A 17081-nucleotide genomic window follows, 5' to 3' on the forward strand; every position below is an offset into this window, starting at 1 on the left:
GCCCGCATCTGCGGGCCATTTTTTTCGTCTGTACGCCGCTTACTTGCGCAGCGCTTTCACCTGCTCGGCGGTGACGTCCGCCGGCAAACCGCCCCAGGTCACCCGCAGGTAGTTTACCAGTTCCGCCACGTCGGCATCGCTCAGACGCTCGCCGAAGCCCGGCATGCTCTGCATGCTTTCACCGTTCGGGAACTGCTGGGCCGGCAGGCCGTCCAGCACCGACACGATCAGGTTCTTGCCGTCCGCCTGGCGCAGCGTGGCGTTATCGCGCATCGCCGGCGCGACGTGCGGTTTGCCTTCGCCTTCGCGCGCATGGCAGCCGGCGCACTGATCCAGATAGGTCATGCGCCCGGCATCGCTGCCCTGCCCCATTTTCACCGGCACTGCCGCCGGCGGCTGCTCGCCCATCAGATACAGCGCCAGCGCCTGATGGTCTTCCGGCGTCAAATGACGGGTGCTGAGATCCACCACCATATGCATCTCACTGAAGGCCGAACCCTGCGGCGCGAGGCCGGTGCCGAGGAAGCGGCTGACGTCCTGCGGCGTCCAGCCGCGCTGCGCCAAGCCGTGCGGCGTAATGTCCGGCGCCATGAAGCGGCCGAGATCGCCGCCCTGCATCGGCTTGCCGAGATCCATCTGTCCCAGCGCGCCGCGCGGCGTGTGGCATTCGCCACAGTGGCCCAGCACGTCGGCCAGATAGCGGCCGCGCTGCCATTGCGGCGAGCTGCCCTGCGAACTGGCCGGCAGCGGATCCTGGCTGCGGAACAGCAGATTCCAGCCGATCAGCGCCATGCGCTGGTTGAACGGGAACGGCATCTCGTTGGCCGGAATGGCCACGTCCACCGCCGGGCGCGTCATCAGGTAAGCGTAGATGTCATCGGCGTCCTGACGCGAAATGCCCTTGTACGAGGTGTAAGGCATCGCCGGGTACAGGTGCCGTCCGCCCGGCGCCACGCCCTGCGTCAGCGCCAGGAAGAAGTCGTCCTTGCTCCAGCGCCCGATGCCGTGGTCGGCCGACGGCGTCAGGTTGCTGCCGTAAATCGTGCCGAACGGCGTGTCCAGCGGATAGCCGCCGGCCAACGGCGCCCCGCCGCTGGCGGTATGGCAGGCGGCGCAGTCGGCGGCCTGCGCCAGATAGCGGCCGCGCGCAATCTGTTCGGCGCTGGCGGTCACCTGCTGCACCGGGCCGTCGTAACGGCGGTTTTCCCGCCACCACAACAGCGCAATCACCACGATCGCCACCAACACAATCAACACTGCGAGACGTTTTTTCATTGCGCCGTCTCCTTCAGCAGGCCCGGCGTTTTCAGCACCACGTCGCGCACCGCTTCGTAGTAGCGCACGTAGCCGGTGCAGCGGCAGATGTGGCTGTCCAGCGCCTGCTCGATGGCGTTCTCCAGCTGATCGCGGGCGATCGGCTCACGCTTGAGCTTTTCCACGAAGATGGTGGCGGCGTTGACGAAGCCTGGCGTGCAGTAGCCGCACTGGAAGCTGTAGTGCTCCAGAAACGCCTGCTGGATCGGCGACAGCTCAACCACCTCCCCCTGTTCGTCCACCCTGGCGTGGCCTTCGACGGTGCGCACTTTCTTGCCGTTGAAGAAATGCGCGCCGGTGATGCAGGTGCGCACCTCTTCGCTGGTGCCGCTCGGGTGATCGACAATAGCCACGCAGGCGTGGCAAATGCCCTGCCCGCAGCCGAGGCGCGAACCGGTCAAATCGAGATACTCGTGCAGGAAATCGATCATCATCAAGCCTTCCGGCACCTCGATCGGGCCGTACTGTTTCTCGTTGATGGTCAGGGAAATCGGCTGGGTTTTAATGCTCATTGTAATACCTCACGAATATTTTCTGCACGAACGGGCAAATCACGGAAACGGTGGCCGGTGGCGTCGGCAATGGCGTTGACCAGCGCGGCCACGATCGGGATCATCACCACTTCCGCCATGCCTTTCGGCGGATCGGTTTCCGACAGCGCCGGCAGGATGTCGCCGCTCTGTTTCCATACCGCCACGTCGCTGGCGCGCGGCAGGTGGTAACGGTTGAAGTTCCAGGTGCCGTTGCCCGGGCCGTCTTCGTACAGCGGTAAATATTCGTGCAGCGCATGGCCGATGCCCATCGCCAGCCCGCCCTGCAGTTGGCCGGAAACCAGTTCCGGCACGATGAGGTTGCCACACTCCATGATCGAGTGGTGATTCAGCAACTCCACCTGGCCGGTGGCGATATCCACCGCCACTTCCGCCAGCGTGCCGACGGCGCTGTAGTAGGTCACCGCCGCATTGTTGCGCTGAGTCGGCGGGTAGTAGACCTGCCCGCGCGCCAGCGGTTTGAATTCGCCGCCGGCGTTGCGCAGCGCCATGCCGTCGATCGGCAGGCGTTCGCTTTTGCCGTTCAACGTAAAATCGGCCTCCGCCCACTGCCAGCGGTTGAACACATGCACCGCCGCGCCGGTGACGCCGCCCATCTGATAAGCCGTCTTGGCCAGCAGCTCGAGGCTCAGCACCGACATGCCCGCCGCCGTCAGGCCGCCTTCGACCCAACGCGCATCTTCGCGCCGCACCACCAGCGGCGCCGCCTGGCCGCCGCCGATACCGGCCTGCCACAGCGCCATCGCCGCCGGCCACAGGCCGTGATCGAAGATCAGGCGCGCCGCTTCGCGGGTGCTGTGCGAGAAATAATAGGCCGAGTTGCTGGCGCTCGACGGCGAACAGTAGCTCGGCGTCCAGTTGGGGTTGGTTTGCAGCTTATCCTGCTCTTCCTGCGACATCAGGTAAGGATCGCCGCTGGTGACCATCGGCAATACCGACCAGTCGGTGACCGAGAAGTGCGCTTCGTCGGCCGGTTTGCCCAGCCACTGCGCGCACAATACCGACTGCGAGGTCGACATGCCGGTGCCCATCTCCGCGCCGCTGTGATGCAGGGTGATGCTGCCGTCTTCGCTCAGCTCCACCCGGGCGAACGAGGTTTCCGCCCCGGTGCCGAAGTCTTTCTGCACGCAGCCGAAGCCGACGCCATAGCGCTTGCCGGGATGGCGGCTCTCAAACTCGGCCTTGCGTTCGGCGCGCTTAAGCCATATCTCATGCTTCGCCGCCTTTTCCAGCACTTCATCGGCGCGGATCGCACCGGCCGGGATCGCCCCCTGGGTGTTTTTCATGCCGGATTTCAGCACGTTGCGCAGGCGGAACTCGATCGGGTCAATCTTCAGCTCGGCGGCCAACTCATCCACCATCATCTCGGTGGCGGCCATGCTCTGCAGCGTGCCGTAACCGCGCGCCGAACCGGCGTCGATGGCGCGTGAAGCCAGCCCGACCGACGACAGATCGCTTTTCGGGAAGTAGTAAATCGACTGGGCGGCGGTTGCGCCGACCATCACCACTGAAGGGGTAAAGTTGCTGCGGCCGCCGCCGTCCGCGGTCATGTCACCGAGGAACGACTGCATGACGCCGGTCTGCTTATTCACCGCGATGCGGTAGTTCATGTCGAACGCGTGGCGCTTCAACGCCGTCTGGAACTGTTCGAAGCGATCGTTGGCCAGGCGCACCGGGTGGCCGTCGCCATACATCGCCGCCACCGCGCCGTAATACGGGAAGTTGTAGTGGTCTTTCGAGCCGTAGCCCACGGTATAGCACGGGTGCAGGATCAGCTGTTTCACCGGCGGATTGCGCTTGGCCAGCATGCGCGGCATCTCGTCGGCCACTTCCTGCGGCGACTGAGTCGGCACCACCAGATGCAAGGTTTGCGTCTGCGCGTCGAACCAGCCGTTGGCGTTGTCCGGCTCCAGCGCCGAGGTGTCTATCGACTGCGTGGTGTAGCGGCGCGACATTACCAGCCAGTCGGCCGGCGGATTCGCCAACTCGTCGGCGATCATCCCTGCATAGCGCATGCCTTCCTGATCCAGCTTGCCGCCCTCGCGCCCTTCCGGCCACACCGGCAGGTGTTTTTTCATCGACACCGGGAAGATCGGCGTGTCCTTCAGGCTGGAGAAACGATCGTCGTCGAACGGTTGTTCTCCCCCCACCCGCACATAGCGGAAGCTGCCCCAGGGATCGCGCTCGAGCGGGCCGGTCACCGCGCCGTATTTGATGGTTTCTTCGCGGAATTTCAGCTTGTCCTTGGCGAAGCGGAAACGGGCGAAGTCGTGATAGATCAGGATCGCCACCGCCTGGCCGAGGTAGGCCGGGGTTTTGCCGCTCGGCAGCAGCATGTCGTCACCGTAGAACGCCGGAAAGGCCAGGCCGTCGCGCGCCAGATCTTCCGCCGTCACCAGGCGATCCGGTTGCAGATCGTCCCCCAACAGCGACAGATCGACCCCTTCGAACAACCGGTCGGCTTTGGTCACGCGCAGAATGAAGGCGTGCGCCTGTTTCTGCGGCCAGTGCGGCATGTCCACCGCGCGGATATCGCGCGCGAACACCTTCTGCCCCATGACCTTGGCGCGGCCGTCGATACGGAAACGCACGCGCTTGGCCTGCGGATCCCAATTGGGCGACTGGAGGATTTTTTGCTCGAACAGCGCGGCGTAGGCGCGGCTGTACAGGGGCGCGAGGTACACGGATACCCCCGCAATCACGGCGCTTTTGATAAAGCGACGCCGCGACGGGTTGAAATTGCTCATAAATAAGTCCTTCACGTCTTTCTTGTAATTGGTTTTTGTTCGCGGTGTTGTTGCGCAAACGCTGACGACCTTGCCGTAGACGTCATAAGCATATGCTTATAACTAAAATTATGTGATGATTAACAGGCTGTTTTCAACAAAAAAACATTTGCAAAACACATAAGGTTTGTACGCTAATAAATAATTTGCGCAAACGCGGGCTTGAACCATGATCACGGGCATCATTATTACCGCCGCCGGACGCGGGGAGCGCTTTATTCGGGCCGGCGGCCAGGGCAACAAACTGAACGCCGGGTTTGCCGATGCGGCGGGCGAGCGGCGTTCGCTGTTCGAACACACCCTGCGCCAGGCGCTGGCTTCCGAGCTGCCGGTGCAGGTGGTGACCCGTCCGGATAATCTGCCGGTGCTGGCAGCCTGCGCCGCCAATCAGGTGCCGGTTACCCTGCTCGCCAGCGCGGGCCTAGGCGACTCGATCGCCGCAGGCGTTGCAGCCACGCCGCACTGGCAAGGCTGGCTGATCCATCTGGCCGATATGCCGTTCGTCGGCGCCGACGTTTTCCGGCAGGTGGCGAGCGCCTTACGGCAACACGCGATCGTACGCCCCAGCTATGCGCAACAGCCCGGTCACCCGGTCGGCTTTTCCGCCCTATTGCGCAAACAACTTTGCCAACTGCGCGGCGATAATGGCGCCCGTGGGCTGCTGCAAGGCGCAGCGGTGCACCTGTTGCCACTTGAGCACCCCGGCGTCGTGCAGGATATTGATCTTCCATCGCAACTTCCGGCCAGCGAGTAAATTCACCTATGCAACATCTTGATGTCACCGTGGTCAGCCAGGCGATAAGCTGGCTGCAACACCAGCCGGTCTGGTTATGCACCGTCCTCAGCACCTATGGTTCTTCGCCGCGCTCGCCGGGCGCGCTGATGGCGGCGACCCGCGACGGCCGCTACAGCGGTTCGTTGTCGGGCGGGTGCGTGGAGGAGGACTTTCTGCGCCGCGTGGCCGCCGGGGAGTATCAGGCGGCCAGCCAGGTGATCCGTTACGGCGAAGGCGGTATGACGCCCAACGTGGCGCTGCCGTGCGGCGGCGTGCTGGACGTGCTGATCGAGTATCTACCGGCGGGAGAAGCCAGCGTCGCTTACCTGCGACGCATCGCCGGCGCGCTGGAAGGGCATCACGCGTTGATCAAACGCCTGACGCTGCCCCACGCCTGCCACAGCCTCGAGCAGAGTCATTTCACCAGCGCCACCCAGGTGGAACGCCGGCTCGAACAGATTACTCTGCATATCGCGGCCGCGCCGCGCCTGCTGATCGCCGGGCTGTCCAGCGTGGCGCTGTACTGCGCCGATTTCGCCGTGGCGCTGGGGTTTGAGGTGCTGGTGTGCGAGAATCGCCCGGAGGCGCTGGATAACTTCGCCGCCGAGTTAAAACCGGGCGTGACGCTGCTGCGCCAGTTTCCGGCCAAGTTCATTGAGGACGGCGGTTGCCACGCCAATACCGCCGTCGTGGCGCTGACCCACGATCCGCGTATGGACGATCTGACGTTGATGGAAGCGATCCACACTCCGGCGTTTTACATCGGCGCCATGGGATCGCTGAGAAACAGCGCGCGGCGGCGCCAGCGGTTGCAGCAGATTGCCGAATTCACGCCGCAGGAGTTGGAACGCATCCATGCGCCGATCGGCCTGCCGCTGGGCAGCAAAACGCCGGCGGAGATCGCCCTGGCGGTGATGGCGGCGATCGTGCAGCAAAAAAACCGGCGGCCGGCCGCCGACGGGATCAGTGCAGCGGCACCACCGGCACCAGATGCTGCAGCTCCAGGTGCAGCTCCTCTTTCCCGCTCAGCGAATAGCTGAACATCGTCATGTCCGGCCCGTCACCGCGGGCCAGCCCCATTTCGGGCAGCACCTGCGTGTAAATTTTAATGATGTGATCATTGAGCGCCACCGGCTTGCCGGAATAGCGAAAACGGCAAAACTCGCCGTGGATCTCCGGCAGCGGCTCCAGCGCCACGCCTTCACGCAGCGGATAGTCCGTCGTCACGCCCAGGGTATAGTCGACCCTGACCCGCTCGCCGTCCGGCACCAGTTGGGTAAACGAATAGGTTTGCGTCGGGCGCTCGCCCAACAAGGTGTAAAACTGCGCCCGCAGCGCGCTGCGCTGCGGCAGATGCGACTTATCCAACCTCTCTATGTCCAGGTGGTAAGCGTACTGCTTGCCGTGAAAAGCGTATTGCCCTCTGGCGATGCTGACGCGTTCAACCTCAATATCGCCGGGCTGGCTGGCCGCGAGTGAACGCACCAGATTGCTGAAGTCCTGTTTGCGGGCATGACGATAGACGCTGGGCGACTCGGCGAAGTGTTTCTTGAAACAGCGCGAGAACGTCTGCTGATTATCGAATTGATATTCAACCGAAATGTCCAAAATGCTCTTCTGCGTGAAGCGCAAGGCGAAGGCGGCGAGGTAGAGGCGACGAGCGCGGATGTAGGAGGCTAACGATAATCCGGTCTGCTTCTTGAACATGCGCTGCAGGTACCATTTCGTATAGCCTGACTTGGCGGAAACGATATCCAACGACAGCGGATTGGTCAGGTTGTCTTCAATCCAGACCAGCAATTCCCTGATGTGACTTTCCTGCGTACCCATGTGCTTGCCGAACCTTATGTTGCCGATATTCCATTAGTCGAATTTTAGTGCTATTCGCGTAGGGTATACAGGTTAAAACTCGACGTCCAGCAAGCTACAGGACTTTACACAATCCCCTCCACCGCCCGCGAGCGGTGGAGGGGGAGCAGCGATTATTTCAGGCAGCTGGCGCATTGGCCGGCCTGGATCTTCTGGAAGAAGTCATTGCCTTTGTCATCCACCAGGATAAACGCCGGGAAATCTTCCACTTCGATTTTCCAGATCGCTTCCATGCCCAGTTCAGGGTACTCCACGCACTCCAGGCTCTTGATGCTCTGCTGCGCCAGCACCGCCGCCGGGCCGCCGATGCTGCCGAGGTAGAAGCCGCCGTGCTTGTGGCAGGCATCCGTCACCTGCTGGCTGCGGTTGCCTTTCGCCAGCATGATCATGCTGCCGCCGTGAGATTGCAGCAGGTCGACGTAGGAATCCATACGCCCGGCGGTGGTTGGCCCCAAGGAACCGGATGCATAGCCTTCCGGCGTTTTAGCCGGGCCGGCGTAGTAGATCGGGTGATCCTTGACGTACTGCGGCAGGCCCTCACCGCGATCCAGGCGCTCTTTCAGCTTGGCGTGCGCGATATCGCGGCCAACGATGATGGTGCCGCTCAGCGACAGGCGGGTGGAAACCGGGTACTGCGACAGCTGTTTGAGGATCTCGGCCATCGGACGGTTGAGATCGACCTTGATCGCCTCGCCTTCCCCGGCCTGGCGCAGCTCCTGAGGAATGAATTTACCCGGATTGTGCTCCAGTTTTTCCAGCCAGATGCCGTCGCGGTTAATCTTGCCTTTGATGTTGCGGTCCGCCGAACAGGAAACGCCCATGCCGACCGGGCAGGAGGCGCCGTGGCGCGGCAGACGCACCACGCGGATATCATGCGCGAAGTATTTGCCGCCGAACTGTGCGCCCAGCCCCAGGTTCTGCGCTTCTTGCAGCAGTTCCGCTTCGAGTTCCAGATCGCGGAACGCCTGGCCATGCTCGTTGCCTTCGGTCGGCAGGCCATCGTAATACTTGGTCGAGGCCAGCTTGACGGTTTTCAGCGTCGCTTCCGCCGAGGTGCCGCCGATGACGAACGCCACGTGGTACGGCGGGCAGGCCGCAGTGCCCAGCGTGCGCATCTTGTCGACCAGGTAGTTTTTCAGCTTGCCCGGCGACAGCAGCGCCTTGGTTTCCTGATACAGATAGGTTTTGTTGGCTGAACCGCCGCCCTTGGCGATGCACAAGAACTTGTATTCTTCGCCGTCAACGCTGTAGAGATCGATCTGCGCCGGCAGGTTGCTGCCGGTATTGACCTCTTTGTACATATCCAGCGCGGCGTTCTGCGAATAGCGCAGGTTCTCTTCGATGTAGGTGTTGTACACCCCACGCGACAACGCTTCTTCATCGCCGCCGCCGGTCCAGACGCGCTGGCCCTTTTTGCCGACGATGATCGCCGTGCCGGTGTCCTGGCAGGTCGGTAAAATACCCTTGGCGGCGATTTCTGAGTTACGCAGAAATTGCAGCGCAACGTACTTGTCGTTTTCGCTGGCGTCCGGATCTTTGAGGATATCGGCCACCTGCTGTTGGTGCGCCGGGCGCAGCATGAACGACGCGTCGTGGAACGCATGCTGGGCAAGCAGGGTTAACGCTTCAGGGGCAACTTTCAGTATTTCCTGGCCTTCAAACTCGCTCACGGAAACGTGGTCGCGGCTCAGCAGGTAATATTCGGTATCGTCTTTCTTCAGCGGGAACGGATCTTGATAGTGGAACGGTTTATTCGACATTGATCTCTCACTTGCAACATCAGCTGCGTTAAATTCACACTTGTGGCGCGCGAGGCGGCGCCTTGTCAAAAAACTGCCTTCACCTTACGTATTTTTAATCAGTCAGTTATTGCGCCAAATCGCAAAATAACCGCTCTTTGCGTAAGGGATTGCCACAGGCGGCGTTTCAACCTTGCTCGGTGAGAACTGCGGGTACAGGCTCATCATGCACGCTTTATTATCCCGCAGTTAACACATTGATTACAATCCATCGGTGGCGATCGCTTTATCAATGTGGCGAAAAAGCGCCGGATGCGATTTGCGCCGGTGCGTATTGTCAGCCGCCGCGCCATTGCTTAAGCTAGCCGCAATGAACAAACCGAGAATCCCCATCGCGCTGCAACAAGCGGTGATGCGCTGCCTGCGAGAAAAGCTGCAGTTGGCCCGCCAGCATTTTGCCGTCGAGTTCCCCGAACCCAGCATCGTCTATCAGCAACGCGGCACCAGCGCGGGCACCGCCTGGCTGCAAAGCTGGGAAATCCGCCTGAACCCGGTGCTGCTGCTGGAAAACCAACAGCCGTTTATCGATGAAGTGGTGCCGCACGAACTGGCGCACCTGCTGGTGTTTCGCCAATTCGGCCGGGTGGCGCCGCACGGCCGCGAATGGCGCTGGATGATGGAAAGCGTGCTGCTGACGCCCGCCAGCCGCACTCACCGTTTCGAAACCGCCTCGGTGCAAAGCAAGACCTTCCCCTACCGCTGCGCCTGTGGGCAGCACCCGCTCACCATTCGCCGCCATAACCGCGTGCTGCGCGGCGAAAGCGAATACCGCTGCCGCCGGTGCGGCGAAAAACTGAAATTTCTTGCTAGCGAGAACCTTTAGTTAAACGATTTATACGTTAAAACAAGCAAATATCGCCATTTGCCACTACCGGCAAGTTCCGTTACCCTGCCTGCTTTTCCAATTTTGAGCTGTTTTGGAATATGCTTCGCAGAATTTTGTTTATGGCGGTTTTCGCCGCAGGCGCCGTACAGGCACACGGCATCAATAACTTCTCTCAGGCCAAAGCGGCGGCGGCCAAGATTAACCAGGATGCGCCGGGCAGCTTTTACTGCGGCTGCCGCATCGACTGGCAAGGCAAGAAGGGCATCCCGGATCTCGCCGGCTGCGGCTATCAGGTGCGTAAAAACGCCCAGCGCGCGCAGCGCATCGAGTGGGAACACGTGGTGCCGGCCTGGCAGTTCGGCCACCAACTGCAGTGCTGGCAAGACGGCGGACGCAAAAACTGCAATAAGGACGCCACCTATCGCCAGATAGAAACCGATCTGCACAACCTGCAGCCGGCGATCGGCGAAGTGAACGGCGACCGCAACAACTTCATGTACAGCCAATGGAACGGCGGCGCAGGCCAATACGGGCAGTGCCCAATGAAGGTGGACTTCAAGAATAAACAGGCGGAGCCGCCCGCCCGCGCCCGCGGCGCCATTGCCCGCACCTACTTCTACATGCGCGATCGCTACCAGCTGCGGCTGTCACGCCAGCAAACCCAACTGTTCGAGGTGTGGAACCGGCAATATCCGGTGAGCCAATGGGAATGTCAGCGTGAAGCACGTATCGCCAAGGTGCAGGGCAACCACAACCCCTATATTCAACAGGCTTGTCAGCAGCGGAAAAGCTAACCTACTATAGCCTTTATCTTTCATGGCGCCGCCAACCCGCGGCGCCGTTTCGTCAGGATCAGACTACCCATGCGCATACCCCGCATTTACCATCCGCAGCCGTTGACCGACCGGGCGGAGATCGCCCTCAGCGAGGACGCCGCCAACCACGTCGGGCGCGTGCTGCGCATGAGCGCCGGCCAGGCGCTGCAGCTGTTCGACGGCAGCAACCAGGTGTTCGACGCCGAGATAGTCCGGGTGGACAAAAAGAGCGTGCTGGTGCGCCTTGGCGACGGCCGCGTGGAGGACATCGAATCGCCGCTCAACCTGCATCTGGGCCAGGTGATCTCGCGCGGCGAGAAGATGGAGTTCACCATCCAGAAATCCATCGAGCTGGGCGTCAACGTCATCACCCCGCTGTTTTCCGAGCGCTGCGGCGTCAAGTTGGACGGCGAGCGTCTGGCGAAGAAAATCCAACAATGGCAGAAGATCGCCATCGCCGCCTGCGAACAGTGCGGCCGCAACCGCATTCCCGAAATCCGCGAGGCGATGTCGCTGGAGGCCTGGTGCGCCGAGCAGGACGGCAGCCTGAAACTCAACCTGCACCCGCGCGCCAGCCACAGCATCAACACGCTGCCGCAGCCGGTAGACCGCGTTCGCCTGCTGATCGGCCCGGAAGGCGGTTTGTCCGCCGACGAAATCGCCATGACCACCGACCACGGATTTACTGATATTCTGCTGGGACCACGCGTTCTGCGTACCGAAACCACAGCGCTCACCGCCATTACCGCTCTGCAGGTCCGCTTCGGCGACCTGGGTTAAAGGAGAAAAGATGATTAAGCTCGGCATCGTGATGGATCCTATCGATTCCATCAACATCAAGAAAGACACCAGCTTCGCCATGCTGCTCGAAGCGCAGCGCCGCGGTTACGAATTGCACTACATGGAGATGAACGATCTCTATCTGCACGCCGGTGACGGGCGCGCCCGCACCCGCCTGCTGAGCGTGAAGGAAGACAAGGAGAGCTGGTTCAGCTTCGGCGCCGAGCAGGATCTGGCGCTGCACGATCTGGACGTGATCCTGATGCGCAAAGATCCGCCGTTCGATACCGAATACATCTACGCGACCTACATTCTGGAACGCGCCGAAGTCAAAGGCACGCTGGTGGTCAACAAGCCGCAAAGCCTGCGCGACTGCAACGAGAAGCTGTTCACCGCCTGGTTCTCGGAACTGACGCCGGATACGCTGGTCAGCCGCAGCGCCGCGCACATCCGCAAATTCCACCAGCAGCACGGCGACATCATCCTGAAACCGCTGGACGGCATGGGCGGCGCGTCTATCTTCCGCGTGAAGCAGGACGATCCTAACCTGTCGGTGATCATCGAAACCCTGACCGAACACGGCAGCCGTTTCTGCATGGCGCAGAACTTCCTGCCGGCGATCAAGGACGGCGACAAGCGCATCCTGGTGGTGGACGGCGAGCCGGTGCCTTACTGCCTGGCGCGCATTCCGGCGCAGGGTGAGACCCGCGGCAACCTGGCGGCCGGCGGCCGCGGCGAAGCGCGCCCGCTGAGCGAAAGCGACTGGAAAATTGCCCGCGCCGTCGCCCCGACGCTGAAAGAGAAAGGGCTGCTCTTCGTCGGCCTGGACGTGATCGGCGATCGCCTGACCGAAATCAACGTCACCAGCCCAACCTGTGCGCGCGAGATCGAGGCGGCATTCCCGATTTCGATTACCGGCATGCTGATGGACGCCATTGAAAAGCGCCTGGCGGCGAAGTAATGCGTCATGCGGGCGGCATGCCGCCCGCTATCCTGTATCGCGCCCGCCAAAGCCCGCCTTTCCGGCAGCGGCTTGAAAGGCGGCGGGTATAGCCGCATACTGGCGGCTGTTTATTTTCTCACCCATTGATTACCTTATACTAACGCCATGAATTTACAGCACCATTTTCTGATCGCCATGCCAACGCTGCAGGATCCTCGCTTCAAGCGCTCGGTGATTTACATTTGCGAGCACAATGAAGAAGGCGCCATGGGTTTGGTGATCAATAAACCGGTGGAGCAGTTCACGGTAGCCACGGTGCTGAGCAAGCTGAAGATCATGCCGCCTGCGCGCGATCCGGCCATCAGCCTGGACAAGCCGGTGTTCGCCGGCGGCCCCTTGGCGGACGATCGCGGATTTATCCTGCATACGCCGCGCCACGGCTTTGGCGCCAGCATTCAAATTTCCCCCAACACCATGATCACCACCTCGAAAGACGTGCTGGAAACGCTCGGCACGCCGGAGCAACCGGACGACGTGCTGGTGGCGCTGGGTTATGCGGGTTGGGAAAAGGGCCAGTTGGAGCAGGAAGTATTGGAAAACGCCTGGCTGACCATCGAAGCCAACACCGACATTTTGTTCCGCACGCCGATCGCCAGCCGCTGGCGCGAGGCGGGGAACCTTTTGGGTATCGACATTCGCAGCATCGCCAACCACGCAGGACACGCCTGATGAGTAACCGCACCATTATCGCCTTCGACTTTGGCACCAAAAGCATCGGCGCGGCCGTCGGCCAGGAGTTGACCGGCAGCGCCCGCGCCCTGCCGGCTTTCAAAGCGCAGGACGGTTCGCCGGACTGGCTGAAAATCGAAAAACTGCTGAAGGAGTGGCAGCCGGATTTGGTGGTGGTCGGCCTGCCGCTGAACATGGACGGCACCGAACAGCCCGTTACCGCCCAGGCGCGCAAGTTCGCCAACCGTCTGCACGGCCGCTTCGGCATCCAGATCGATCTGCATGACGAGCGTCTGAGCACCGTGGAGGCGCGCGCCAACCTGTTCGATCGCGGCGGCTTCCGCGCGCTTGATAAAGGCAGCGTGGATTCCGCCTCCGCGGTGGTTATCCTCGAAAGCTGGTTCGAACGGCAGCTGGGCTAAACGCCCATTCCCTCCCCCGCGTAATCCCCCAACACACCGGCGTCGATCCGCTGCTGCAAACCTTGCTCAAAGGTTTGCATGCCGGACTGCGCGCCGGTTTGCAACACGCTCGCCAACTGATGCGTTTTCCCTTCACGGATCAGGTTGCTGACCGCCGCCGTCGCCGTCAGCACTTCAAAGATCGCCACTCGTCCGCCGCCGGGGCGCCTCATCAGCTTTTGCGCGATCACCGCTTGCAGGCTGCCCGCCAGCTGGGCGCGCACATAGGGTTTCTCTTCCGCCGGAAACACGTCCACCAGCCGCTCTACCGCCTGCGGCGCGCTGCGGGTATGCAGCGTCGCCAGCACCAGGTGGCCGGTCTCCGCCGCAGTGAGCGCCAGCCGGATGGTGGCGGTATCGCGCAGCTCGCCCAGCAGGATCACATCCGGATCTTCGCGCAGCGCGGCGCGCAACGCCGCATCGAAGCTGTGGCTGTCGCGGCCGATCTCCCGCTGCTGGATCAGCGATCGCCGGCTGCGGTGCAGGAACTCGATCGGATCTTCCAGCGTCAAAATATGCCGCTGCTGGTGCCGGTTGATCTCGTCGATCATCGCCGCCAGCGTGGTGGACTTACCGCTACCGGTGGCGCCGGTGACCAGGATCAATCCGTCGGCGCGCCGCAGCAGCGCCGGGACGATGGCCGGCGCCGCCAGCTCGGCAAGCGAAGGCGATTGCCCGGCGATACGCCGCAACGCGAGAGAAATCCCCGCGCTTTGTTGAAAAACGTTAGCGCGCAACCGCTCCCCGCCCGGCCTGTGCAACGCCAGATCGACCTGCCCCAGCCGCCGCAGGCTCTCGCGCTGCTGCGCATTCAGCAATCCATCGCAGAGGGCCTGCGCGCCTTGCGCCGTCAGCGTTTGTGCCGCCGCCAGCGGCTGCAGTTCACCGTCGATGCGCAACATCGGCGGATGACCGGCACAAAGGTGCAGATCGGAAGCATTATGCTTTACACTAAGGGCCACGAATTCATCGATATCCATATCACTCTCCCGGGTCAATAATGAGCACTATCCAACAGAACCTGCAGGATGTCAGAAACCGCATCGCGGCCGCCGCGCAAAACTGCGCACGGGCGCCGGAAGACGTTGCTCTGCTTGCAGTCAGCAAAACCAAACCTGTGGCGGCGATCGAAGAAGCCATCGCCGCCGGCCAGCGCGCCTTCGGCGAGAACTACGTGCAGGAAGGGGTAGACAAGATCCGGCATTTCGCCGAGTCGTCGCAGGGCGGTGAGTTGGTGTGGCACTTTATCGGCCCGCTGCAATCCAATAAGAGTCGGCTGGTGGCGGAACATTTCGCCTGGTGTCATACCGTGGATCGGCTGCGCATCGCCCAGCGCCTGAGCGATCAGCGCCCGGCCGACATGCCGCCGCTCAACGTGCTGATTCAAATCAACATCAGCGATGAGCAGAGCAAATCCGGCATCGCGTTGAACGAACTGCCGGCGTTGGCCGACGCGATCGCGGCGCTGCCGAATCTGGCGCTGCGCGGCCTGATGGCCATCCCGGCGCCGGAAACGGATTATCAGCGGCAGTTGGCGGTATTCAGCCGGATGAACGACGCATTTCTCGCCCTGCGTCAGCGTTATCCGCAGGCCGATACGCTGTCGATGGGCATGACGGACGATATGGCGGCGGCGATCGCCGCAGGCAGCACCCTGGTGCGCATCGGCACCGCAATTTTTGGCGCCCGCGACTACTCGCAGGCCTGACAAACAGACGAGGGATTTGATGCAACATCGCAAGATTACCTTTATCGGCGCCGGCAACATGGCGCGTGCAATCATCGCCGGCCTGGTCGCGGGCGGCTATCCGGCCAAATCCATCAGCGTCTGCGCCCCTTCGCCGAAAAACCGTGACGCGCTGGCGGCGGACTACGGCATCGTCAGCAGCGGCGACAACGTCGCCTGCGCGCGTGAAGCCGACGTCGTGGTACTGGCGGTCAAACCGCAAATGATGGCCGACGTGTGTCAGCCGCTGCGCGAACAGGTCGATTTCGGCGGCAAACTGGTGCTGTCGATCGCCGCCGGCATTCAGGTCAGCCGTTTCTATCAGTTGCTCGGCGACCAACTGGACATCGTGCGCATCATGCCCAACACCCCGTCGCTGGTCGGCAAGGGCATGAGCGGGCTGTACGCGCCGGCGCAGGTCAGCCAACAGGATCGCGACTACACCGGCGATTTAATGGCCTCGGTCGGTAAAGTTTGCTGGGTAGATGACGAAAATGGCATCAACGGCGTGATCGCCGCTGCGGGCAGCGCCCCGGCTTATTTCTTCCTGTTTATGGAAGCGATGCAAAAAGAGGCCGAACGCATGGGCTTCGACAGCCAGACCGCGCGCGATCTGGTGCAGCAGGCCGCTACCGGCGCCGCCGCGCTGGTTGAAGCCAACCCGGATACGCCGCTGGGCACGCTGCGCGAGCAGGTGACCTCCAAAGGCGGCACCACCGCCGAAGCGCTGCGGGTGTTCAACGAACGCCAACTGCCGGAAACCGTGGCGCAAGCGATGCAGGCCGCCGTTTCTCGTGCGCAAGAAATGGAAAAATTATTTTAAATAACCCCGAGTTAAGGAGAAGGACCACTTCATGCTAACGCTGACTTTCCTGGTCAAGACCGTTATTGATCTGTACGTGATGGTGCTGTTGCTGCGCATTTGGATGCAATGGACGCGCACCGATTTTTACAACCCGTTCTCGCAGTTTGTGGTGAAGATCACTCAACCGGTGGTCGGCCCGCTGCGCCGCATCATCCCATCGCTTGGGCCTATCGACAGCGCTTCGCTGCTGCTGGCGTTCCTGCTGATGACCATCAAGTACCCGCTGCTGCTGCTGATACAAAGCCACGCGCTGTCGCTCAGCCCGTATAACCTGCTGTTCGGCCTGATCTCGCTGGTCAAGTCCGCCGGCTACCTGATCTTCTGGGTGATGATCATTCGTGCGCTGATGAGCTGGGTAAGCCAGGGCCGCAGCCCGATCGACTACGTGATGTACCAACTGACCGAACCGTTGATGGCGCCGATCCGTCGCATCATCCCGGCGATGGGCGGCATCGATTTTTCCGCCATGGTAGTGATCCTGATCCTCTATCTGATCAACTACCTGGGCATGGATGTGTTCGGCGAGATCTGGTTCCTGCTGTGAGCGCAGTCACTCCCGTGCTGGACGGGCTGGCGATCAGGCTATATATTCAGCCGAAAGCCAGCCGCGACCAAATTATCGGCTTGCATGGCGACGAACTGAAAGTCGCCATCACCGCCCCGCCGGTCGACGGTCAAGCCAACGCCCATTTGATCAAGTTTATCGCCAAGCAGTTCAAAGTGGCGAAAAGCAACGTCACCATCGAGAAAGGCGAACTGGGGCGGCATAAACAGTTACGCATCGTGAATCCGCAACAGATCCCCGCCGTGGTCGCGGCGCTCATCGAATAATTTTCAAGGTA

18 protein-coding genes are annotated in these 17081 nt (G+C 61.7%); 12 read left to right on the forward strand and 6 right to left on the reverse strand.

Annotated features, from left to right (window positions below; translation table 11 throughout):
• Nucleotides 1–39: 39 nt before the first annotated feature.
• The 3 genes from ACORQT_RS20755 to ACORQT_RS20765 are packed head-to-tail and all read right to left on the reverse strand — an operon-like array spanning nucleotide 40 to nucleotide 4612.
• Nucleotides 40–1275, reverse strand: coding sequence for a cytochrome c (locus tag ACORQT_RS20755; protein ID WP_042785361.1), 1236 nt, complete (start codon nucleotides 1273–1275; stop codon nucleotides 40–42).
• Nucleotides 1272–1826, reverse strand: coding sequence for a (2Fe-2S)-binding protein (locus tag ACORQT_RS20760; RefSeq protein ID WP_015379038.1), 555 nt, complete (start codon nucleotides 1824–1826; stop codon nucleotides 1272–1274). Before ACORQT_RS20760 ends, ACORQT_RS20755 begins: the two co-directional genes overlap by 4 nt.
• On the reverse strand, nucleotides 1823–4612 hold the full coding sequence (locus ACORQT_RS20765; RefSeq protein WP_164057074.1) for a xanthine dehydrogenase family protein molybdopterin-binding subunit: 2790 nt from the start codon (nucleotides 4610–4612) through the stop codon (nucleotides 1823–1825). Before ACORQT_RS20765 ends, ACORQT_RS20760 begins: the two co-directional genes overlap by 4 nt.
• A gap of 208 nt (nucleotides 4613–4820) precedes the next feature.
• On the opposite strand from ACORQT_RS20765, the gene ACORQT_RS20770 reads away from it, so the two are divergent.
• Together ACORQT_RS20770 and ACORQT_RS20775 are read left to right on the forward strand one after the other, a co-directional pair.
• Nucleotides 4821–5405: a nucleotidyltransferase family protein gene (locus ACORQT_RS20770; protein ID WP_047573692.1), complete on the forward strand. Its 585-nt coding sequence runs from the start codon at nucleotides 4821–4823 to the stop codon at nucleotides 5403–5405.
• 8 nt (nucleotides 5406–5413) lie between these two features.
• On the forward strand, nucleotides 5414–6466 hold the full coding sequence (locus ACORQT_RS20775) for an XdhC family protein (RefSeq protein ID WP_108681985.1): 1053 nt from the start codon (nucleotides 5414–5416) through the stop codon (nucleotides 6464–6466).
• Here ACORQT_RS20775 and ACORQT_RS20780 read toward each other — a convergent pair.
• Complete coding sequence (locus ACORQT_RS20780) at nucleotides 6390–7256, reverse strand: helix-turn-helix domain-containing protein (protein ID WP_042785365.1); 867 nt, start codon at nucleotides 7254–7256, stop codon at nucleotides 6390–6392. The two genes, ACORQT_RS20775 and ACORQT_RS20780, sit on opposite strands and share 77 nt — an antisense overlap.
• A gap of 152 nt (nucleotides 7257–7408) precedes the next feature.
• The gene (gene fumA / locus ACORQT_RS20785) at nucleotides 7409–9055 is read right to left on the reverse strand and encodes a class I fumarate hydratase FumA (RefSeq protein WP_033644683.1); all 1647 of its coding nucleotides are present in this window, start codon (nucleotides 9053–9055) and stop codon (nucleotides 7409–7411) included.
• A gap of 349 nt (nucleotides 9056–9404) precedes the next feature.
• Between fumA and ACORQT_RS20790 the strand changes: the two genes are divergently transcribed.
• From ACORQT_RS20790 to ruvX, 6 genes are all read left to right on the forward strand, one after another.
• Nucleotides 9405–9917 carry a SprT family zinc-dependent metalloprotease gene (locus ACORQT_RS20790; RefSeq protein WP_164057073.1) on the forward strand — a complete coding sequence of 171 codons (513 nt, stop codon included), beginning with the start codon at nucleotides 9405–9407 and terminating at the stop codon, nucleotides 9915–9917.
• A gap of 101 nt (nucleotides 9918–10018) precedes the next feature.
• On the forward strand, nucleotides 10019–10714 hold the full coding sequence (gene endA, locus ACORQT_RS20795; protein WP_025304243.1) for a deoxyribonuclease I: 696 nt from the start codon (nucleotides 10019–10021) through the stop codon (nucleotides 10712–10714).
• 69 nt (nucleotides 10715–10783) lie between these two features.
• Nucleotides 10784–11515 (forward strand): 16S rRNA (uracil(1498)-N(3))-methyltransferase, encoded by a 732-nt coding sequence (gene rsmE, locus ACORQT_RS20800; protein WP_025304244.1) that lies wholly within the window; start codon nucleotides 10784–10786, stop codon nucleotides 11513–11515.
• Nucleotides 11516–11525: 10 nt separating this feature from the next.
• Nucleotides 11526–12476 (forward strand): glutathione synthase, encoded by a 951-nt coding sequence (gene gshB / locus ACORQT_RS20805; protein ID WP_164057072.1) that lies wholly within the window; start codon nucleotides 11526–11528, stop codon nucleotides 12474–12476.
• Nucleotides 12477–12623: 147 nt separating this feature from the next.
• Nucleotides 12624–13187: a YqgE/AlgH family protein gene (locus ACORQT_RS20810; protein WP_004937452.1), complete on the forward strand. Its 564-nt coding sequence runs from the start codon at nucleotides 12624–12626 to the stop codon at nucleotides 13185–13187.
• Nucleotides 13187–13609: a Holliday junction resolvase RuvX gene (ruvX, locus tag ACORQT_RS20815; RefSeq protein WP_015379046.1), complete on the forward strand. Its 423-nt coding sequence runs from the start codon at nucleotides 13187–13189 to the stop codon at nucleotides 13607–13609. Before ACORQT_RS20810 ends, ruvX begins: the two co-directional genes overlap by 1 nt.
• On the opposite strand, the gene ACORQT_RS20820 is transcribed toward ruvX, so the two are convergent.
• Nucleotides 13606–14628 (reverse strand): type IV pilus twitching motility protein PilT, encoded by a 1023-nt coding sequence (locus tag ACORQT_RS20820; RefSeq protein WP_164057071.1) that lies wholly within the window; start codon nucleotides 14626–14628, stop codon nucleotides 13606–13608. The two genes, ruvX and ACORQT_RS20820, sit on opposite strands and share 4 nt — an antisense overlap.
• A gap of 20 nt (nucleotides 14629–14648) precedes the next feature.
• Between ACORQT_RS20820 and ACORQT_RS20825 the strand changes: the two genes are divergently transcribed.
• The 4 genes from ACORQT_RS20825 to yggU are packed head-to-tail and all read left to right on the forward strand — an operon-like array spanning nucleotide 14649 to nucleotide 17070.
• The gene (locus ACORQT_RS20825; RefSeq protein WP_033644673.1) at nucleotides 14649–15356 is read left to right on the forward strand and encodes a YggS family pyridoxal phosphate-dependent enzyme; all 708 of its coding nucleotides are present in this window, start codon (nucleotides 14649–14651) and stop codon (nucleotides 15354–15356) included.
• A 19-nt stretch (nucleotides 15357–15375) separates the two neighbouring features.
• Nucleotides 15376–16197 (forward strand): pyrroline-5-carboxylate reductase, encoded by an 822-nt coding sequence (gene proC, locus ACORQT_RS20830; RefSeq protein WP_033651322.1) that lies wholly within the window; start codon nucleotides 15376–15378, stop codon nucleotides 16195–16197.
• 31 nt (nucleotides 16198–16228) lie between these two features.
• Nucleotides 16229–16783 carry a YggT family protein gene (locus tag ACORQT_RS20835; protein ID WP_042785370.1) on the forward strand — a complete coding sequence of 185 codons (555 nt, stop codon included), beginning with the start codon at nucleotides 16229–16231 and terminating at the stop codon, nucleotides 16781–16783.
• A complete protein-coding gene (gene yggU / locus ACORQT_RS20840) occupies nucleotides 16780–17070 on the forward strand; it encodes a DUF167 family protein YggU (protein ID WP_004948014.1) in 291 nt (96 codons plus the stop codon). Before ACORQT_RS20835 ends, yggU begins: the two co-directional genes overlap by 4 nt.
• Nucleotides 17071–17081: the final 11 nt, after the last annotated feature.

Source organism: Serratia sp. (in: enterobacteria) (assembly GCF_052400455.1).
GTDB classification, from domain to species: Bacteria; Pseudomonadota; Gammaproteobacteria; order Enterobacterales; family Enterobacteriaceae; genus Serratia; species Serratia ureilytica.